The organism is Streptomyces coeruleorubidus (assembly GCF_008705135.1).
Taxonomy (GTDB): domain Bacteria; phylum Actinomycetota; class Actinomycetes; order Streptomycetales; family Streptomycetaceae; genus Streptomyces; species Streptomyces coeruleofuscus.
This window is the reverse complement of the sequence record NZ_CP023694.1, coordinates 4,209,951-4,226,989: the sequence shown is the minus strand read 5'-3', so window position 1 is coordinate 4,226,989 and position 17,039 is coordinate 4,209,951. Positions and strand designations below refer to the sequence as shown.

The 17,039-nt window shown below is 72.3% G+C and carries 18 protein-coding genes; 7 read left to right on the top strand and 11 right to left on the bottom strand.

Annotated elements, in window-relative coordinates; translation table 11 throughout:
* Positions 1-26 precede the first annotated feature (26 nt).
* Together CP976_RS19435 and CP976_RS19430 are read left to right on the top strand one after the other, a co-directional pair.
* Positions 27-1,343 carry an MFS transporter gene (locus tag CP976_RS19435; protein WP_150481528.1) on the top strand — a complete coding sequence of 439 codons (1,317 nt, stop codon included), beginning with the start codon at positions 27-29 and terminating at the stop codon, positions 1,341-1,343.
* 150 nt (positions 1,344-1,493) lie between these two features.
* Positions 1,494-2,717: a glycosyltransferase gene (locus CP976_RS19430; RefSeq protein WP_150481527.1), complete on the top strand. Its 1,224-nt coding sequence runs from the start codon at positions 1,494-1,496 to the stop codon at positions 2,715-2,717.
* Positions 2,718-2,761: 44 nt separating this feature from the next.
* Here the strand turns inward: CP976_RS19430 and CP976_RS19425 are convergent, their stop codons facing one another.
* Positions 2,762-3,661 carry a LysR family transcriptional regulator gene (locus CP976_RS19425; protein WP_150481526.1) on the bottom strand — a complete coding sequence of 300 codons (900 nt, stop codon included), beginning with the start codon at positions 3,659-3,661 and terminating at the stop codon, positions 2,762-2,764.
* Between the two features lie 98 nt (positions 3,662-3,759).
* On the opposite strand from CP976_RS19425, the gene CP976_RS19420 reads away from it, so the two are divergent.
* The gene (locus tag CP976_RS19420) at positions 3,760-4,125 is read left to right on the top strand and encodes a YybH family protein (protein ID WP_150481525.1); all 366 of its coding nucleotides are present in this window, start codon (positions 3,760-3,762) and stop codon (positions 4,123-4,125) included.
* A 203-nt stretch (positions 4,126-4,328) separates the two neighbouring features.
* Complete coding sequence (locus CP976_RS19415; protein WP_150481524.1) at positions 4,329-5,447, top strand: methyltransferase; 1,119 nt, start codon at positions 4,329-4,331, stop codon at positions 5,445-5,447.
* A gap of 15 nt (positions 5,448-5,462) precedes the next feature.
* On the opposite strand, the gene CP976_RS19410 is transcribed toward CP976_RS19415, so the two are convergent.
* From CP976_RS19410 to CP976_RS19400, 3 genes are read right to left on the bottom strand one after another with little or no spacing between them, the layout of a single operon-like run.
* Positions 5,463-6,086: a flavin reductase family protein gene (locus CP976_RS19410; protein WP_229875745.1), complete on the bottom strand. Its 624-nt coding sequence runs from the start codon at positions 6,084-6,086 to the stop codon at positions 5,463-5,465.
* Between the two features lie 42 nt (positions 6,087-6,128).
* Positions 6,129-6,923 carry an enoyl-CoA hydratase/isomerase family protein gene (locus CP976_RS19405; RefSeq protein ID WP_150481523.1) on the bottom strand — a complete coding sequence of 265 codons (795 nt, stop codon included), beginning with the start codon at positions 6,921-6,923 and terminating at the stop codon, positions 6,129-6,131.
* Positions 6,920-9,148 carry an acetate--CoA ligase family protein gene (locus CP976_RS19400; RefSeq protein WP_150481522.1) on the bottom strand — a complete coding sequence of 743 codons (2,229 nt, stop codon included), beginning with the start codon at positions 9,146-9,148 and terminating at the stop codon, positions 6,920-6,922. Before CP976_RS19400 ends, CP976_RS19405 begins: the two co-directional genes overlap by 4 nt.
* 154 nt (positions 9,149-9,302) lie before the next feature.
* On the opposite strand from CP976_RS19400, the gene CP976_RS19395 reads away from it, so the two are divergent.
* Positions 9,303-10,121: an endonuclease/exonuclease/phosphatase family protein gene (locus CP976_RS19395; RefSeq protein WP_167537369.1), complete on the top strand. Its 819-nt coding sequence runs from the start codon at positions 9,303-9,305 to the stop codon at positions 10,119-10,121.
* Positions 10,122-10,166: 45 nt separating this feature from the next.
* Here CP976_RS19395 and CP976_RS19390 read toward each other — a convergent pair whose 3' ends face one another.
* Positions 10,167-11,366, bottom strand: a complete 1,200-nt coding sequence (locus CP976_RS19390; RefSeq protein ID WP_150481520.1) for a flavin-containing monooxygenase — start codon at positions 11,364-11,366, stop codon at positions 10,167-10,169.
* A gap of 233 nt (positions 11,367-11,599) precedes the next feature.
* On the opposite strand from CP976_RS19390, the gene CP976_RS19385 reads away from it, so the two are divergent.
* Both CP976_RS19385 and CP976_RS19380 read left to right on the top strand, forming a co-directional pair.
* Complete coding sequence (locus tag CP976_RS19385) at positions 11,600-12,025, top strand: pyridoxamine 5'-phosphate oxidase family protein (protein WP_150481519.1); 426 nt, start codon at positions 11,600-11,602, stop codon at positions 12,023-12,025.
* Positions 12,026-12,052: 27 nt separating this feature from the next.
* Positions 12,053-12,718, top strand: coding sequence for a pyridoxine/pyridoxamine 5'-phosphate oxidase (locus CP976_RS19380; RefSeq protein WP_150481518.1), 666 nt, complete (start codon positions 12,053-12,055; stop codon positions 12,716-12,718).
* A 12-nt stretch (positions 12,719-12,730) separates the two neighbouring features.
* Here CP976_RS19380 and CP976_RS19375 read toward each other — a convergent pair whose 3' ends face one another.
* From CP976_RS19375 to CP976_RS19350, 6 genes are read right to left on the bottom strand one after another with little or no spacing between them, the layout of a single operon-like run.
* Positions 12,731-13,735 carry a HEAT repeat domain-containing protein gene (locus CP976_RS19375; protein WP_150481517.1) on the bottom strand — a complete coding sequence of 335 codons (1,005 nt, stop codon included), beginning with the start codon at positions 13,733-13,735 and terminating at the stop codon, positions 12,731-12,733.
* A 6-nt stretch (positions 13,736-13,741) separates the two neighbouring features.
* On the bottom strand, positions 13,742-14,410 hold the full coding sequence (locus tag CP976_RS19370; protein WP_150481516.1) for a HEAT repeat domain-containing protein: 669 nt from the start codon (positions 14,408-14,410) through the stop codon (positions 13,742-13,744).
* 47 nt (positions 14,411-14,457) lie between these two features.
* Entirely contained in the window at positions 14,458-15,333 is an 876-nt protein-coding gene (locus CP976_RS19365; RefSeq protein WP_150481515.1) for a GNAT family N-acetyltransferase, read from the bottom strand.
* Between the two features lie 52 nt (positions 15,334-15,385).
* Positions 15,386-16,039 carry a GNAT family N-acetyltransferase gene (locus tag CP976_RS19360; protein WP_150481514.1) on the bottom strand — a complete coding sequence of 218 codons (654 nt, stop codon included), beginning with the start codon at positions 16,037-16,039 and terminating at the stop codon, positions 15,386-15,388.
* Positions 16,040-16,070: 31 nt separating this feature from the next.
* Positions 16,071-16,481, bottom strand: a complete 411-nt coding sequence (locus CP976_RS19355; protein ID WP_150481513.1) for a Zn-ribbon domain-containing OB-fold protein — start codon at positions 16,479-16,481, stop codon at positions 16,071-16,073.
* A complete protein-coding gene (locus CP976_RS19350; RefSeq protein ID WP_150481512.1) occupies positions 16,481-16,930 on the bottom strand; it encodes a DoxX family protein in 450 nt (149 codons plus the stop codon). The genes CP976_RS19355 and CP976_RS19350 overlap by 1 nt, the downstream gene beginning before the upstream one ends.
* Positions 16,931-17,039 lie beyond the last annotated feature (109 nt).

The following is a 17,039-nucleotide window of genomic DNA, read 5'->3' as shown; positions in this document are numbered from 1 at the left end:
TCGCCGCAGGCCGGAAGCTCTGTGTCGTGACCCAGACAAGCGAAGCCGCAGCGGCCGTGCCGCAGCCGCCGAAGCCGGGCCGCGGCAGCCGTACGCGTGTGCACCGGGCCTGGTTCGTCGCCGCCGTCACCTTCGTGACGATCATCGGCGCGGCCGCCTTCCGTTCCGTACCCGGCCTGCTCATCGACCCGTTGCACGACGAGTTCGACTGGTCGCGCGGCACGATCAGCGCCGCGGTCTCGGTCAATCTCGCGCTGTACGGTCTGACGGCCCCGTTCGCGGCGGCTCTCATGGACCGCTTCGGCATCCGCCGGGTCGTCGCGGTCGCCCTGACCGTCATCGCGCTCGGCTCGGGCCTCACGGTGTGGATGACGGCGGCCTGGCAACTGATGCTGTGCTGGGGCCTGCTGGTGGGGCTCGGCTCCGGCTCCATGGCGCTGGCGTTCGCGGCGACCGTCACCAACCGCTGGTTCACCGAGCGGCGCGGCCTGGTCAGCGGCATCCTCACCGCCGCGTCCGCCTCCGGCCAGCTGATCTTCCTGCCCCTGCTGTCCTGGATCGTCGAGCGGCACGACTGGCGCCCGGCGGCCGTGACGGTCGCGCTCGCCGCCCTCGCGGTCGTCCCGTTCGTCTGGCTCCTGCTGCGCGACCACCCCGCGGACGTGGGCCTGAAGCCGTACGGCGCGACCGAGTTCGTACCGAAGCCGGCACCGGTCCCCGGCGCCGCCCGCCGGGCCGTGACCGTCCTGTTCTCGGCCGCGCGCACCGGGCCGTTCTGGCTGCTCGCCGGCACCTTCGCGATCTGCGGCGCCTCGACGAACGGCCTGATCCAGACCCACTTCGTGCCCGCCGCCCACGACCACGGCATGCCCCTGACGACCGCCGCCTCGCTGCTCGCGGTCATCGGCGTCTTCGACGTCGTCGGCACGATCGCCTCCGGCTGGTTCACCGACCGCTTCGAAGCCCGGCGCCTGCTCGCCGTCTACTACTCCCTGCGGGGCGTCTCCCTCCTCTTCCTCCCCCTGCTCCTGGTCACACCCACCGTCCAGCCCCCGATGATCTTCTTCATCGTCTTCTACGGCCTCGACTGGGTCGCCACCGTCCCGCCCACCCTCGCCCTGTGCCGCGAGCAGTACGGCGAGGACAGCGCGATCGTCTTCGGCTGGGTCCTCGCCTCCCACCAGGTCGGCGCCGCCCTGGTCGCCTTCCTCGGCGGCGTCGCCCGCGACACGTTCGGCTCGTACGACGTGGTCTGGTACGCGTCTGGAGCGCTGTGCGCGGTGGCGGCGCTGATGGCACTGGTGATCCGGCGACGACCGGTGGGGGTGGCGACCACGGCCTGAGAGCGGGCTCTCGGCAAAAACCAACGGCAAGGAGAATCCCCCTCCTTGCCGTGCTCAACGTATAGCGCACCGGGGGGCTTGCGGCAAGGCCCCCGTGAGGCCGCAGAATCACCGACCGAGGCCAGTACCTGCGAAAACGGGAGTTGCGTAGTGCGTGTGTTGTTGTCGACGTATGGGTCGCGCGGGGATGTCGAACCGCTGGTGGCGCTCGCGGTGCGGTTACGGGAACTGGGCGTGCAGGTGAGGGTCTGTGCGCCGCCGGACGAGGTCTTCGCCCGGCTGCTGGACAGAGCCGGCGTGGAACTCGTGGCGATGGGCAGACCGATGGGCACGATGAAGGCGCCGTCGACGGAATCGGCGGCCTCCCGGCGTGTGACCGAGCTGGCCGAGCAGTTCGGCACGGTCATCGCGGCCGCCGAGGGATGCGACACCCTCCTGGCGACCGGGCTCGCGCACTTCTCGTCGCGGTCGGCGGCCGAGAAACTCGGTGTCCCCTACGTGTACGCGACCTTCTGCCCGTTCCTGCTGCGGTCGCCGCACCAGGCACCCCCCGCGCTGCTGCCGGGCCAGTCGTTCCCGCCGGAGGTGACCGACAACCTGGCGCTGTGGGACCTGAACGCCCGGACCTTCAACGCGCTGCACGGCGAGGCGCTCAACGCCCACCGGGCCTCGGTCGGTCTGCCGCCGGTGGACGACGTCCACGGTTTTATCTTCACCGACCGGCCGTGGCTGGCGTCGGACCCGGTCCTGGGTCCGTGGCGGGAGACCCCCGAGCTCGACGTCGTGCACACCGGGGCGTGGATCCTGCCGGACGAACGCCCGCTGCCGGACGACCTGCTGGCGTTCCTGGACGCGGGCACGCCCCCGGTGTTCGTCGGCTACGGCAGCATGCGGGGCGTCCCGGCGGACATGGCCCGGGTGTCCATCGAGGCGATCCGCGCGCACGGCCGCCGCGCACTCGTCGGCCGCGGCTGGGCGGAACTGGCCCTGATCGACGACCGGGACGACTGTTTCGTCGTCGGCGAGGTCAATCAGCAGGCACTGTTCGGCAGGGTCGCCGCCGTGGTGCACCACGGCGGCGCGGGCACGACGACGACGGCCGCCCAGGCCGGAGCGCCGCAGGTGGTAGTGCCCCAGGCGGCGGACCAGCCCTACTGGGCCGGCCGGGTCGCCGCCCTGGGCATCGGCGCGGCACACGACGGTTCGGCTCCCACCACCGAGTCCCTGTCAGCCGCACTCGGGACGGCCCTCGCCCCCGAGACCCTGGCACGGGCGAGGGCCGTGGCCGACGGCATCCGCACCGACGGGGCGACCGTGGCCGCGAAACTCCTGCTCGACACCGTCAGCCGGGAAAGGCCCTCGGTGCCCGCGTGAACCTCACACGGGATCACCGATCCTGACCGGCATACTCGGACCGTTCAGGAGTTCTGAGCGGGGTCGGGCTCGGTGAACGCCTGTCGGCTGTGCAGGAGCAGCTCGCGCAGGGCGGGGCTGTGCGGACTCTTCCAGACCAGCGCGAGCAACGCCGAAGTATCGACGTCCTCGATGGCGCGGGCGGTGAGCCGGTCGCGGTAGTTCGCGGCCATCGAGTCGCTGAGGACGGCGACGCCGAGCCCGCGGGCGGCGAGGCCGGCGATGGCATCCGCGGAGCCGGCTTGCAGGGCGATCGAGGGTTGGAGGCTCTGCGCAGCGCAGGCGCCGTCGAATACTGCACGTAGGCCGGTACCGGGCGGCATGCACACGATGGGGTGGGCGGCCAGGTCGCGCAGAGTGACCCGCCGCTGCTTCGCCAGGGGGTGCCCGGCCGGAACCGCTGCGACGATCCGCTCGCTGATGATGGTCAGCGCGTCCAGCCCCTGGGGAGTGGCGGTCGCGGTCCCGATGAGGGCCAGGTCGAGGGCGCCGGCGCGGACGCCCTCGACGAGCCGGTCGGAGTTGTCCTCCAGCAGGGAGATCTCCACACCCGGATGGGCCCGGTGGAATGCGGCGAGGGCGTCGAACAGCGGCGTGACGGTGCAGCCGATGACCATCCCGACCGTGAGCCGGCCGCGGATCAGGTCGGTGACCTCACCCACCGCCTGGCCGACCGCATCGGCCGCGGCGAGCGCGGCGCGGGCGTGTTCGAGCGCGGCCTTTCCCGCGACGGTGAGGGTGGCGGTGCGCGCTGACCGGTGGAACAGCTCGGCGCCGAGCTCGCGCTCCAACTGGCGGATCTGGGCGCTGACGCCGGACTGGCTGATGTGGACCCGCTCCGCCGCCCGCGTGAAGTTCTGTTCTTCCGCGACCGCGACGAAGTACTCCAGCTGCCTCATTTCCATGACTGGCGATTCTAGTTTCCAGAAGAACCATCTGTTGGACTTCTGGTCGACGGGTGAACAGGCTGGAAAGCGCTCAAGCCCGACGTCAGGAGGTACCCGTGCCGGAGTACGAGAAGGCCATGCGGCCCGAAGACATCACCCGCTTGTTCGTCGAACGCTCCAACGCCGGTGACGCGGCCGGGGTCGCCGCGCTCTACGAAGAGGACGCGGTGCTGGCCTACCCGCCCGGAGAGCGGACGGTGGGCCGGGAGGCGATCCGCGCGCTGTGGGAAAAGGTGCTGGCCGACCGTCCCCGCTTCGAGCCGGAACAACCGCTGCCGACTCTGGTCAGCGGCGACATCGCCCTCACCTCGACACCGCCGAAGGACGGGGCCGGCGCCCGGGCACAGGTCGTCCGCCGCCAGCCCGACGGCAGCTGGCTCCGCCTGCTCGACCAGCCCGAGTTCGTCCCGCCGAACGGCTGATTCCCTAGACCCGCGTGTCCGAGCGTTCGGTGGGACGCGTGGCGTGGAGTCGGAGGCCTGGGATGCCCGGTCGGCCTATCCTTGGCCTGGTTGCTTCTTCGCCACTCGGAAAGGTCCGTTGATGACAGTCGGCATGGTCCTCGGTGACGTGGTCGTCGTGACGCCGCAGGTTCGTTCGCGTTCGGCCTTCCGAGGAGTTTGCCGTGTCCACGATTCACTGGATCGATGCTCAGCCCCGTTCCGCCCGCTGGCATTCTGAGTCCGGGCTGCCCCTGCCCCGACGGGTCGTCGTCGCCGACGACCGGATGAGGGCCGCCGTCGCCTACCGGCTGGCCTGCGAGGGCACGGCGTTGTTGTGGCGCGGGGACTTTCAGAACGCGCGCCAGTTGTTGCGCGCGATGGACCGCCGCGTCGGCCGGACCGCGCCGGGTGCGGCGGGCGCGCCGGCCGAGACCTTCCGGCTGTACCGCCGGTTCCGCGCTCACCGTGCCCGTGTGCTCGGCAAGCTGCTCGTGTTGCTGGACGAGGAGTACGTACTGGATCTGCCCCGGGCGCCCGACGTGCGACTGGCGTGTACCGAGGCGTACGGGCCGTCCGGCGGGCCCATGGCCGTCGCCCTCACCGAACTGCTGGGTGTGATCAGTGCCCGGCAGTGGCGGGAGAAGGGTGTGTATGTTCCGGCGTTGGATGCGCCGGTCCATCCGCACTACGGGGTGTTCGCGCCGACGAGGGGCGAGTACGTCGACCTTGTCGCGCGGGCACCGCTGCCGGGTGGTGGCGGTGTGCGGACGGCGTTCGACCTGGGCACGGGCACCGGTGTGCTCGCCGCCGTGCTCGCCCGGCGCGGTGTCGGGCAGGTGGTGGCCACGGACGTCAGCGCACGGGCGCGGGAGTGTGCGAGGGACAACGTACGGCGGTTGGGGGTCGAGCGGGCGGTCCGCGTCACCGGCCCCGAGCTGTATCCCGAGGGGCGCGCCGAACTCGTGGTGTGCAACCCGCCCTGGCTCCCCGCCCGTCCCGCCTCCGACCTGGACCTCGGCGTCTACGACGCGGGCGGCGGCATGCTCCACGGGTTCCTCGACGGGCTCGCCGGCCGGCTGGAGCCGGGCGGCGAGGGCTGGCTCGTGCTGTCCGACCTGGCCGAGCGCCTCGGGCTGCGCAGCCGGGAGGAGCTGATGGCCGCCGTGGAGGGGGCCGGGCTGCGGGTGGTCGACCGTCTGGACACCCGACCGCGTCACGCGCGCGTGCGGGACACGGACGATCCGCTGCACGCCGTGCGGGCCGCCGAGGTCACGTCACTGTGGCGGCTGGCCGTCGCCTGATCCGCACCGATGCGATCAGTCCGGCAGCCGCGCGAAGCGCCCCCGGTGAAAGAGCAGCGGTCCCTCCGGATCCGGATCGTCGGCGGCCGTGCCGAGGGCGTCCACCCGGCCCACCACGATGAGGTGGTCACCGCCGGTGTGGACGGCGTGGATCGCGCAGTCGATCCAGGCGACGGCACCCGACAGGCGCGGCGAGCCGGACACCGGCGCCGCGTCGTACGCCACTCCCGCGAACTTGTCCGCCCCGCTCACCGCGAAGGCGCTGCACAGCTCGGCCTGGTGGGCGGCCAGGACGTTCACGCAGAACACCCCCGCCCTGGCGATGCGTGGCCACGTCGTCGACGTACGGCCGACCATGAAGGCGACCAGCGGCGGGTCGAGGGAGAGGGACGTGAAGGACTGGCAGGCGAAGCCGGCTGGGGAGTCGGCAGTCGTGGCGGGTGGTGACGTGATCACCGCCACGCCCGTCGCGAAGTTTCCGAGGACGCGGCGGAACTCCGCCGGGTCCAGGGGAGCGCGCTCGTCCGCGCCGACGCACCGCAACTCCGGGCGCGGCAGCGCTTCGACGGGCTCCGGGGCGGGTGTGCGGGCCGACCTGAGGTAGCGGACGGCGGCTTCTGCCATTCCTGCTTGTCCCATCACACCCCTCATTGAAACTGACGGGACGTCAGATAGAAAGGGTCAGTGGCCTTTGTATACCGCGCTGCGCCGCTCCACGAAGCTCCGTACGCCCTCCTGCGCGTCCGCCGTCGTCATGTTGATCTCCTGCGCGGCGGCCTCGGCGGCGAAGGCGGTGGCGCGGTCGGCGTCGAGGGAGGCGTTGACGAGCTGCTTGGTCAGGGCGAGGGCGCGGGTCGGGCCGGTGGCGAGGCGTTCGGCCCACGCGCGGGCCGTCTTGTCCAGGTCGCCGTCCGGGACGACCCGGTTGACCAGCCCCATCCGCTCCGCGTCGCTCGCCGTGAGCGCGTCGCCGAAGAACATCAGCTCCTTGGCGCGCTGCGGACCGACGAGGCGGGGGAGGAGGTAGGCGCCGCCGCCGTCGGGGACCAGGCCGCGGCGTACGAACACCTCGATGAACCGGGCCGATTCGGCCGCCAGGACCAGGTCGCAGGCGAACGCCAGATGCGCGCCGAGGCCCGCCGCCGTGCCGTTGACCGCCGCGATCACCGGCTTCTCGCAGTCCAGGACGGCGGCGATCAGGCGCTGGGCGCCGGTGCGGAGGGTGCGTGCGACATCTCCGGGGACGCGTTCGCCGGTCGTGGCGGTGGTGCCTCGGAGGTCCGCGCCGGCGCAGAAGCCGCGGCCCGTTCCCGTGAGGACGACCGCTCGTACCTCCGGCGACGCGGACGCCTCCGACAGCAGCCGCACGATCTCGTCCCGATCGCCGGGCGTGAGGGCGTTGAGGGTCTCGGGCCGGTTGAGGGTGACGGAGAGGACGTGGCCGGCCGTCGTGTGCACAGCGGCGGGTTCCGTCATGGGCTGCACACCGCCAGCGCGTCTAGTGCCACCGCTCCCTGCCCCTGGGGCAGGACCATCAGTGGGTTGATGTCCAACTCCGCGAGCTGGTCTCCGAGTTCCAGTGCCATGCGCTGCACGCGCAGGACGACCTCGACGAGTGCGTCCAGGTCCGCCGGCGGCCGGCCCCGGACCCCGTCGAGCAGTGCCCGCCCGCGCAGCCCGGCGAGCATGTCCCGCGCCTGGTCCTCGCCGAACGGCGGCACCCCTACGGCCGTGTCGCGCAGGACCTCCACGAGCACACCGCCGAGCCCGACGGTCACGGTCGGCCCGAACAGGTCGTCGTGCGTGACTCCGACGACCATCTCCACGCCCTGCTCGACCATCTGGCAGACCAGTACACCGTCCAGCGGGACATCCTCGTAGCGGGCGATGTCGGTCAGCTCCCGGTAGGCGTCGCGGACCTGGCTCGCCGAGGTGAGCCCGGTCTTCACGAGGCCCAGTTCGGTCTTGTGGGCGATCCGGGCGCCGGAGGCCTTCATCACCACCGGGTAGCCCACCAGCCCCGCCGCCCGTACGGCCGCCGCCGCGCTGGTCACCAACTGCTCGCGCGGCACGCGGATGCCGTACGCCCGCAGCAGCTGCTTCGCCGCGTGCTCGCTGAGCTGCTCGCCGGGCCGCATGAGCGCCTGGGCCTTGCGGTAGGACGGCGAGAGAGTGCGCGGGGCGTCGTCGAAGGGGGAGCGGTAGCCGGTCGTGAAGCGGTGGTGGCCGAGATAGGCGCGGACGGCGGTGAGGCAGTTGCCGACCGTGCGGAAGGTGGCGACGCGGGAGGAGCCGAGCAGGACCTCGCGGTAGGCGGCCTCGGTGCCGACCGGCGAGCCCCACACCACGCACACGAGCTTGTCGGTCTGCTCCGCCGCGTCCACCAGGTCCCGTACGAGCCGGTCGCTGAGCGGGGGGAACGGGCCGGTGATCGGGCAGACGAGCACCCCCACCTCGGGGTCGTCGAGGATCGCGTCGATGATCTTCCGGCCCCGCCAGTCACCGACCGGGTGACCGCCGTTGTCGACGGGGTTGGCGACGCTCAGGTACTCGGGTATCCACTGGTGCAGCTCGGCCTGCCTGGCTTGCGACAGCACCGGCAGCCGCAGGCCCGCCTCGGTCGCCAGGTCGGCGACGTGCGCGCCCGTGCCACCGGAGATCGAGTAGATGACGACCCCGTCGGAGCGCGGCGGGCGGGCCCGGGCCAACAGGGCCGACGTGTCCTGGAGTTCGTCGAGTCCGTCGACTCTGATCACGCCGTACTGCCGTAGCGCCGCGTCCACCACCGCGTCCGCGCCGGTCAGCTTGCCGGTGTGGGAGGCGGCCGTGCGGGCGCCGGTCTCGGTGCGGCCCACCTTGACCGCGACGACCGGCACGCCGCGCCGGGCGGCACGGTCGGCGGCGAGCAGGAAGGAGCGGCCGTCCTTCAGCCCCTCCAGGTAGCAGGCGACGGCGCCGACTTCGGGCCGCTCGGCGAAGTAGGCGAGGAAGTCGGCGGTCTCCAGGTCGGCCTCGTTGCCGGTGGGCGCCCAGTGGGAGAGGCGGATGCCGAGTTCCTGGAGGGCGAAGACGGGGCGGCCCTGGTGGCCGGACTGGGTGATCAACGCGATCGCCGGTCCCTCCAGGTCGGCACGGAACCGTTCGAAGGCGTTGAGGTTGGTGTTGGGGCCCAGCAGCCTCATCCCGGACCGTTCGACGGCGGCGGCCAGTCGCCGCTGGGCGGCCTCGCCCTCCGGCCCGGTCTCCGCGAACCCGGAGGCGAAGACGACCGCGAACCGTGCCTTGGCCTCGGCCAGTTCCTCGACCACCGGGAGGGGGTCGCCGACCAGCACCACGGCCAGGTCGACCTGCTCGGGCAGGGCGGAGACGGAAGGGTGGCAGGGCACGCCGAAGACGGACTGCCTGCTCGTATGCACCGGATACAGCTTCGCCCCGACCCGCTCGGCCCAGTCGGCCAGTTGCCGCGTGACGCCGGTGTTGGGGCGCCCTTCGGCATCGGACGCGCCGATCACGGCGACGGACTGCGGGCGGAAGAAACGGTCCAGATCGGGTACGTCGGCGTGCAGCGGACGTCCGCTGACGTCGAGGTCTCCCAGCTCGGCCGGCCTGCCGTGCACGACGGGCCCGGACCGTTCGCCACAGGCGATGGCCCGGGCCCGGCGGGAGTCGGTGGTAAGGGTGCCGTGGGTCGATCCAAGCATCGCTCCGCCCGCTCCTGTGAGACAGCCGCTAACTGACGAACTGTCAGATTATCCGAACTGACGTGATGTCAGGAATGGTTGTGGGCGAGCGAAGTTTCCCTGGGGGAGAGCCGAGAGTGAGAGTGAAAGCGAGGCGAGAACCTGTATGCGGTTGATGACCATGAACGTGCTGGCACCGCAGTACGCCGACGGCGCGAGCCGGCGGGCGGTACTGGCGCGGGAGATCCGGCACCAGGAGCCGGACGTACTCGCGCTCCAGGAAGTCACCCGTGAGGACATGGCAGCCCTCGTCGACGACGGCTGGCACGTCGTTCCACACCCTCGCTGGTCCTCCGACGGCGTGGGGGCCGTACTGGCCGCCCGACGCCCTTTCGGGCACACCGTGACGGACACGCTCCAGGTGACGGAGCGCACGGAGCGCACCAGCTGGTGCGGAGTCGTCGCCGCCGAAGTCCGGTTTCCCGAACCGCTCGGCACGGTCCGCGTCGTGCACCACAAGCCGAGCTGGCCCTACGACCACGAGTACGAACGGGAGTTGCAGGCGCTCGTCACCGCCCGGCTCGTGGAGAGCGTCGCCGCCGAGCGCCCCGTGCGCCACACCGTCCTGCTCGGCGATTTCGACGCGACCCCCGAGGCCGCCAGCCTGCGGTTCCTCCAGGGGCTCCAGTCGCTCGACGGCATGAGCGTCTGCTTCCAGGACGCCTGGTCGGCGGTGCACGCCGGCGAACCGGGCCCCACCTTCAGCCCTGCCAACCCGCTCGTACGGCGGGGTGACATGCCCGAGGCCTCGGATCGCCGTATCGACTACATCCTGCTCCGGTGCGGTCCCCACGGCCCCACCCTGCACGCCTCCTCGTGCCGGCGAGTCCTGGTGCGACCGGTGAACGGCGTCTACGCGAGCGACCACTACGGCTTGGTCGCCGACCTGACGCTACCCGGCCACCCTCCGGGCCGGTGGGAGGAACGGACGTGACGGCACGTGACGGCACGGGACGGACGGGTGCGCGGCCCGGACTGCTTAGCCCGGCAACCGCGACACCCTCCCCGAGCCGTCCCGCGCGATGGCCTTCGCGATCCTCACCGCGTCGATCGCCATCTCGCGGAGCATGCCGCTGATCGGGTTGGTGAAGCCGGTGAAGTACAGGCCGGGGGCGGTCCGCGGACTGCGGGGGCCCTGGACGACGGGCCTCCCGCGGGCGTCGAGCACGTCGAGGTGGCCGACGAGGCCCTCCAGGGCCCGGGTGTAGCCGGTGGCCGCGACGACGGCGTCCGGGGAGAGGCGGGTGCCGTCGGCGAGCACGACCTTGCCGTCCTCGAAGCCCTCCACGGCCGCCACGACCTCCACCCTGCCCTTGCGTACGGCGTCGATCAGACCGACGTCCTGGACGGGGACGGCGCCCTCGGTGACCCGGGTGTAGAGGCCGGTGCCCGGGCGCGGCAGGCCGTGGGCGGAGAGATCGGGCACGCTCAGTCTGCCCATCTGCCGGGCCATCCGGTCGACGAGACCGACCGGCAGGTGCCGTGCCATGACGCCGGAGTACTGCGCGGCCCAGCCCGCGGTCGAACGGCGCACGATGTGCGGGACGGTGCGGATGGACAGCCGTACCCGGGCGCCGCCGTCCGCCAGGTCCACGGCGATCTCGGCGCCGGTGTTGCCGGCGCCCACGACGAGGACCTCGCGGCCGGCGAAGGGCTCGGCGTTGCGGTAGGCGCAGGCGTGCAGGAACTCGCCGGTGTAGGTGTCGCGGCCGGGCCAGTCCGGCACCCGGGGCGTGTGGTTGTAGCCGGTGGCGACGACGACGGCCGCGCCGGTCAGCTCACGGCCGCCGGTGGCGTGCAGCAGCCAGCCCGTGCCGTCGGGCGCGTGCTCGATACGGGACACCTCGACGCCGGTGACGATTTCGAGCCGGTGGTGCTCGGCGTACTTCTCCAGGTACCGCACCACGTCGTCCCGGGACACCCACCGTCCGAACCGGCGCGGCATCGGCAGCCCGGGCAGGGACGACAGGCGGCGGGTGGTGTGCAGGTGCAGCCGGTCGTAGTGGCCGCGCCAGGACGACCCGACGTGGTCGGACTTCTCCAGGACGACGGCGCGTATGCCCCGGGCCCGCAGCGCGTACGCGGCGGAGAGTCCGCCGGGGCCGCCGCCGATGACGTAGACGGGGCGGTCGGGTGGGGGATGCGCGGAGGAGTGTGTGGGGGGAGTGGAGTCGGCCATGAGCGGGAGCGTAGCCACGGGGCTGCTTGATGGGTCTCGGTCAAGACCGGAATTGGTTTCGGATTGATCACGGCTGTGGGAGGAGGAGGTGGAGCCGGTGGTGCGGAGGGCCTGGTTGTGGCGAGCCGGTGATCATTCTTGACCTGTGGGCTCCCACACGGGAACACCCGGCTGTGGAGGCAGTGTTGAGAGGACGCCGATGGAGACCGGAACGCCCCGCGAAGGAGACCGGAATGGCCCTGACCCGTGAAGAGCGCGAACAGTTCCTGGCTGAGCCGCACATCGCCGCGCTGGCGGTCGACGCGGGGCCGGGCCGCGCGCCGCTGACCGTGCCGATCTGGTACCAGTACGAGCCCGGCGGCGACATCTGGATCATGACCGGCCTCGACTCCCGCAAGAACGAGCTGATCAGCGCGGCGGGCCGGTTCTCGCTGATGGTGGACCGGCTGGAGCCGACGATCCGGTACGTGTCGGTCGAGGGGCCGGTCGTCGACACGGCACCCGCCACCCTCGACCAGCTCCGCGAGCTCTCGGCGCGCTACCTGCCGGCCGACAAGGTCGACGGCTACGTCGACTTCGCCTGGAAGAACCACGGAGAACAGCTGGTGCTGCGGATGCGGCCGGAGCGATGGGTGTCGTCGGACCTCGGGCAGGTGTGAGGAGCGCGCCGGGGTGACAATCGGGGAATGGCAACGGATCTTCACGAGCTGCTGAGGTCACTGCGGGTCTGGGACCCGCAAGTCACGCGACTCCCCTCCTTCGACCCGACGACCGCTCCCGCCGCCCCGCTGCCCCTCTTCGCCGAGTGGTTCGCGGCGGCGGTGGCGGCCGGGCAGACCGAGCCGCACACCGTGTCGCTGGCGACCTCCGACGAGGACGGGCTGCCCGACGTACGGATCGTCATGCTGCACGGCGCCGACGAGACCGGCTGGTCCTTCGCGTCCCACGCCGGCAGCCGCAAAGGCCGCCATCTCACCGCCCGCCCGTACGCCGCCCTCTGCTTCTACTGGCCGGTCCTGGGCCGGCAGGTACGGGTGCGCGGCCCGGTGTCGGCGGCCCCGTCCGAGGAGGCCCAGGGCGACCTGCACGCCCGCTCGACGGGCGCGCTGGCCGCGGCACTGACCGGCCGCCAGAGCGAGATCCTGGGCTCGGTGGAGGAGATGGCGCGGGCCTCGGAGTCGGCGTGGGAACGGGCCCGGAGCGAGCCGGAGGCTCCCGTACCGTCCTGGACCCTGTACCGGCTGCGGCCGGAGGAGGTGGAGTTCTTCCAGGGGGACGAGGCGCGGCGGCACGTACGGCTGCGCTATCGGAGCACGGAGGAAGGGTGGACACGGGAACTGCTGTGGCCGTGAACGGACCGGGGGTTACCGGGTGTCGCGTATCCCGAGGATGTAGGCCGCGGTGAGCGCGACGGCGCGGTCTTCGTCATGCGACAGATCCGCGAGGGCACGTGACGCCGTGTGTCCCGGGATGTCCGCGAGCGCCTGCGTCAGCCGTCGACGTGCGGACGATCCGACGGTGCCGTCGGCGAGGCACTCGACGAGCCTGGAGGCGATCTGATCCGCCGACGCGGGACGACTCGCCAGCGCGCTCAGTGCGTCGGCCGCGTCGACGTCCTTCGTCTCCTCGACGATCATGCCGATGAGCGTCGGGACCGCGTCGGCCACTCCACGTGCCCCGAGCGCCACAGCCGCATACCTGCGGACCACGGTGTCGGAGTGCGCGAGGGCGTCCCGCAGCACTGCGGTCGCCTTGTCGTCCGGAATCTCGGCGATGGACTGGACGGCACGCTTCCGTACCTCGGCCGCCGGCGAGCCCAGGCCCTCCGCCAGCAGCGCCAGTCCGGCCTCGCCCGACTGCGCCAAGGCCCATCGCAGGGCCCCGGCGACGTTCGGGTCCGTCTCCCTCAGCGCTGCCTCGACCAGTGCTTCCACCGGCACCGGGACATCGTCGACCGAGGACAGGGCCGCGCGCTGGCGCGTTCCGGCGCTCTTCGAGCCCAACGCCTGGAGGAGGGCGACGATCTGGAGGACGTCCTCCCAGCCGGCGGGCTCCGCCGCACCGATCCGGCGCAGGCGCGTGAGCAGCTCCGTCTCGGCCGCGATGCGTTCTCGCGTCCGGCGGGCGAGGTCGTCGACGAGTTCCGAGGGCGTGAAGCCGGGGTCGTCGAGCGCGCGCCCGACGTCACGCAGCGACAGCCCCAGCGACCGCAGGCTCTCGATGTGGAAGATCCGCCGGATGTCCTCGCTGGAGTACTCGCGATAGCCGGCGCCGGTACGGCCCGTCGGCCGCACCAGCCCGAGCGAGTCGTAGTGCCTGAGCATGCGGGCGCTGACCCCGGACCGCCGGGCCACCTCACCGATCAACACTGCCTGTCACTCCTCCTGGCCGGCCGGGCCGAGCGCCACGACGCGCTTCGCCTCCTCGATCGCGAACTCGAACCCGGCATCCGGGTCGCGCGACAGCCGTTCCGTGGCGATCGCGTGCGCGCGCACCCGGGGGTCGGGCGCCGTCATCGCCGCGCGCAGGGTCGGCATGATCACCTCACCGAGCGCGATCAGCGCCCGGCTGAGACTCAACCGCGTCTCCCGCTCGCCGCGCCCGAGCTGCGTCACCAGCACTCCGGCCAGCCCCGCCTCTTCACCGTCGGGCACCAGGACGACCGCCGCTCGCCACGCGCTCCGCGCCACCTCGTCGTCGGCGTCGGTCAGCAGCGCCCGCGTGATCGCCGGCCACGCCTGCCGGTCTCCGATCTTGGACAGCGTGTGCAACGCCTGGCTCCGTGCCTGCGCACGCTCCGAGCGGAGTTCGTCGACAAGCCCCGGGACCGTCATCGACGCCGGGTGGCGGGTGAGCGCCCACGTGAGCATTTCACGGACGTAGAACTCCGGCTCGATCGCGCATCGTTCGATGAGCTTGCCGATGAACCGCGGGTCGGGGGCCGTGCCGACCGCCAGCGCCGTGCGCAGCCGCACCGACGAGCTGCTGTCCTCCAGCCCCCGGAGACCTCGAACCGTGTCCGTGTCCTGTTTCGGCATGCTCATCGGGACCACCCCCTCGGCACAGTGAAGGCCTTGTCACGGTGTCAAGGTCAAGCGGGCGCGGACCGCCCCGTGAAGTCGTACACCGCGAAGTCCGCCACGGGCCGGTATCCGATCCGCTGGTACAGGCCGTTGCTGGTGGGATTCGACAGGTCCGTGAAGAGGAGCACCTCCCGCGCTCCGGCGGCCAGGGCGGCGCGGCTGACCTCGGCCGTGGCGGCGCCCGCGTAGCCGCGGCCGCGGAGGTGGGGCGGGGTGTAGACCGGGGCGACGCGGATCTGGCCGGCGACCTGAGGGGTCGTCCCGGCCATGGCGGCGGGGGTGCCGTCGGGCGTCTCCCAGAACGTGATGCCGCCCTGCTCGATGCGGGCGTCCGCCCACTCGGCGGCGTCCTGGAAGACGCCCGAGCCGATAGCTGCGACGAACTCGTCGTGCCAGCGGATGAGTTGCTCCCGGTCCGCCTCACCGGCGACGCGGGGGCCGCCGGGCGGCAGGGGACGGGGCACGGTCAGGGTGCCGAGCCGGTAGAGCCGGTTGCGCTCTCGGAGGGTGGCCGTGACGCCCGTGTGCCGCTGCCAGGCCTCGGCGAACGCGGTGGCGGTGTCGCGGTCGGCGTGCACGCCGGGCAGGCGCTGCCCGAGGGCGGCCAGCCGTGCGGCCAGCACATCGGCCTCCTCGGCCGTCAGGACGGTGAGGTTCAGCCGGTGCGGTGGTGTGCGGAAGAACGTCGCCCGGACCGCGCCGTCCTGTTCCAGCACGCCGAACTCCGGCACTCCGTCGCCGTAGATGTGCGGGCCGCGCCTGCGCAGGTTGTCCGTGACGGTCAACGGGAGGGTGTGCGGACCGGGTCGGGAGTGGAGGAAGGCGCCGGCTCGGGTCAGGAAGGCGTCGAGGTCCCGGGTGAGGTGCCAGTCGTCGGTGCGCATGCCCCATGGTGCCGCCCGCGGCCCGGCCGGCACCTCCGAATTACGCCCCGGGCTATCGGCCCGCGCCCGGCTTCGGTTCCGCATCCGCATCCGCATCGGCATCCGCTTCCGCGTCCGGTTCCGGATCCGTCGCCAGCCGGGCGTGCAGGTGGGCGTCCCGGAACGCGTCGTGCCGCCCCTCCTCGAAGATCGCCCCGCGCAGGGTTCCCTCGTACGCGAATCCGCACCGCTCGGCGATCCGGCAGGAGGCGTCGTGGCCGACGGCGTGGTCCAGCTCCAGCCGGTGCAGGCCGAGTTCGGTGAGGGCCCAGTCGGCGGCGAGCAGGAGGGCCCGGGTGGCGACGCGCCGGCCGCGGGCCTCGGGGAGCACCCAGTAGCCGACGCGGGCGACCTTCATGTGGTACTTGATCTCGTTGACGCCGACGTGGCCCAGTGCCGTGTCGCTGCGGGCGTCCGCGACCCGGAACGACACGGACGTGCCCTCCGCCGCGCTCTGTGCCCGCGCGCGCAGCGACTCCTGGGCGCTCGTCCGGTCGGTGACCAGTCTGAGCGGGGTGTTCCAGCGCCGGAACTCCGGGTCTCGCATGCCGCGCAGCCATGTCTCGACATCGGAGCCGGACGTGGCGTCCCAGGGGCGCAGACGGAGGCCGCGGCCGTGGATTTCCGGGAGGGGGCCGGTCATGGACCGGTCGCGTATGGGGGCCATGGGGCCATTCAAGCGCGTGGGGCGGTGCCGTTCACCCGCCGGGCGCGCCCGGCACGACCCGGAACACCGGGATCCCCTCCCGGAACGCGACCTCCAGTTCCGCCCCGGCGGACAGCTCACCCGCCGACCCCGTTCCCACGACCTCCGTCATCATCCGCGGCCCCTCGGCGAGGTCGACCACGGCGGCGACGTACGGCGTGCGATCCGTGAAGGGCGGCAGGTCGTTGCGGTGGACGACGGACCAGGTGTAGAGGGTGGCGCGGCCGCTCGCGGGCTCCCAGACGGCGTCCTCGCTCCAGCAGTGGGGGCAGAACTCGCGCGGGTAGTGGTGGGTCCGGCCGCAGGCCCGGCAGCGGCGGATCAGCAGCCGGCCCTCGGCTGCCGCCTCCCAGTACGTCCGGGTGAAGGCGTCCGGCTCGGGCAGGTCGAAACGCCCTGTCATCAGAACAGCCCCAGTGCGCTGTCCAGCGACCAGGTCTGCCAGGACATCCCGAACAGCCCGACCACCGACATCAGCGCCATCATCGAGTTCTGCCCCTGCTCGGCGACGTCGTGGATCATGAGGGTGAAGTAGAGGGCGTTGAGGAGGAATCCGCCGGCCAGGGCGACCGGGGTGAGGAAGCCGGTGATCAGGCCCAGTCCGAGCGCGAGTTCCGCGTAGACGACGACGTACGCCATCGCGCGCGGGTGGGGCGCGACGACCCTGTCGAAGCCCGAACGTACGGCGCTCCAGCGGTGCTCGGCGGCTATCCCGGCCGCCCACGCGATGCCGGTGCCCCTCTGGAACCAGGCCTTACGGTCCTTGTGCCGCCAGCTCTCCAGCCACCACAGCCCGAGCCCGATCCGCAGCACGGCCAGCCATTCCGCTCCGGTGAGCCAGATCGTGTCCATGTCCATGCTCCCGCGTCGCCGCCGCCCGTGGACGGGATCTGACGGTACGTCAGATAAGCGGCGGCAACAAGCCCCGGAGCGGTCCCCCCCTCGCGGCGCCCGAACGCCG

Coding starts and splice junctions, on each gene's coding strand:
- CP976_RS19425 (WP_150481526.1), bottom strand. CDS start 3,661: ATGGAAATGAGGCAGCTGGAGTACTTCGTCGCGGTCGCGGAAGAACAG.
- CP976_RS19410 (WP_229875745.1), bottom strand. CDS start 6,086: ATGGGACAAGCAGGAATGGCAGAAGCCGCCGTCCGCTACCTCAGGTCG.
- CP976_RS19405 (WP_150481523.1), bottom strand. CDS start 6,923: ATGACGGAACCCGCCGCTGTGCACACGACGGCCGGCCACGTCCTCTCC.
- CP976_RS19400 (WP_150481522.1), bottom strand. CDS start 9,148: ATGCTTGGATCGACCCACGGCACCCTTACCACCGACTCCCGCCGGGCC.
- CP976_RS19395 (WP_167537369.1), top strand. CDS start 9,303: ATGACCATGAACGTGCTGGCACCGCAGTACGCCGACGGCGCGAGCCGG.
- CP976_RS19390 (WP_150481520.1), bottom strand. CDS start 11,366: ATGGCCGACTCCACTCCCCCCACACACTCCTCCGCGCATCCCCCACCC.
- CP976_RS19385 (WP_150481519.1), top strand. CDS start 11,600: ATGGCCCTGACCCGTGAAGAGCGCGAACAGTTCCTGGCTGAGCCGCAC.
- CP976_RS19380 (WP_150481518.1), top strand. CDS start 12,053: ATGGCAACGGATCTTCACGAGCTGCTGAGGTCACTGCGGGTCTGGGAC.
- CP976_RS19370 (WP_150481516.1), bottom strand. CDS start 14,410: ATGAGCATGCCGAAACAGGACACGGACACGGTTCGAGGTCTCCGGGGG.
- CP976_RS19365 (WP_150481515.1), bottom strand. CDS start 15,333: ATGCGCACCGACGACTGGCACCTCACCCGGGACCTCGACGCCTTCCTG.
- CP976_RS19360 (WP_150481514.1), bottom strand. CDS start 16,039: ATGGCCCCCATACGCGACCGGTCCATGACCGGCCCCCTCCCGGAAATC.
- CP976_RS19355 (WP_150481513.1), bottom strand. CDS start 16,481: ATGACAGGGCGTTTCGACCTGCCCGAGCCGGACGCCTTCACCCGGACG.
- CP976_RS19350 (WP_150481512.1), bottom strand. CDS start 16,930: ATGGACACGATCTGGCTCACCGGAGCGGAATGGCTGGCCGTGCTGCGG.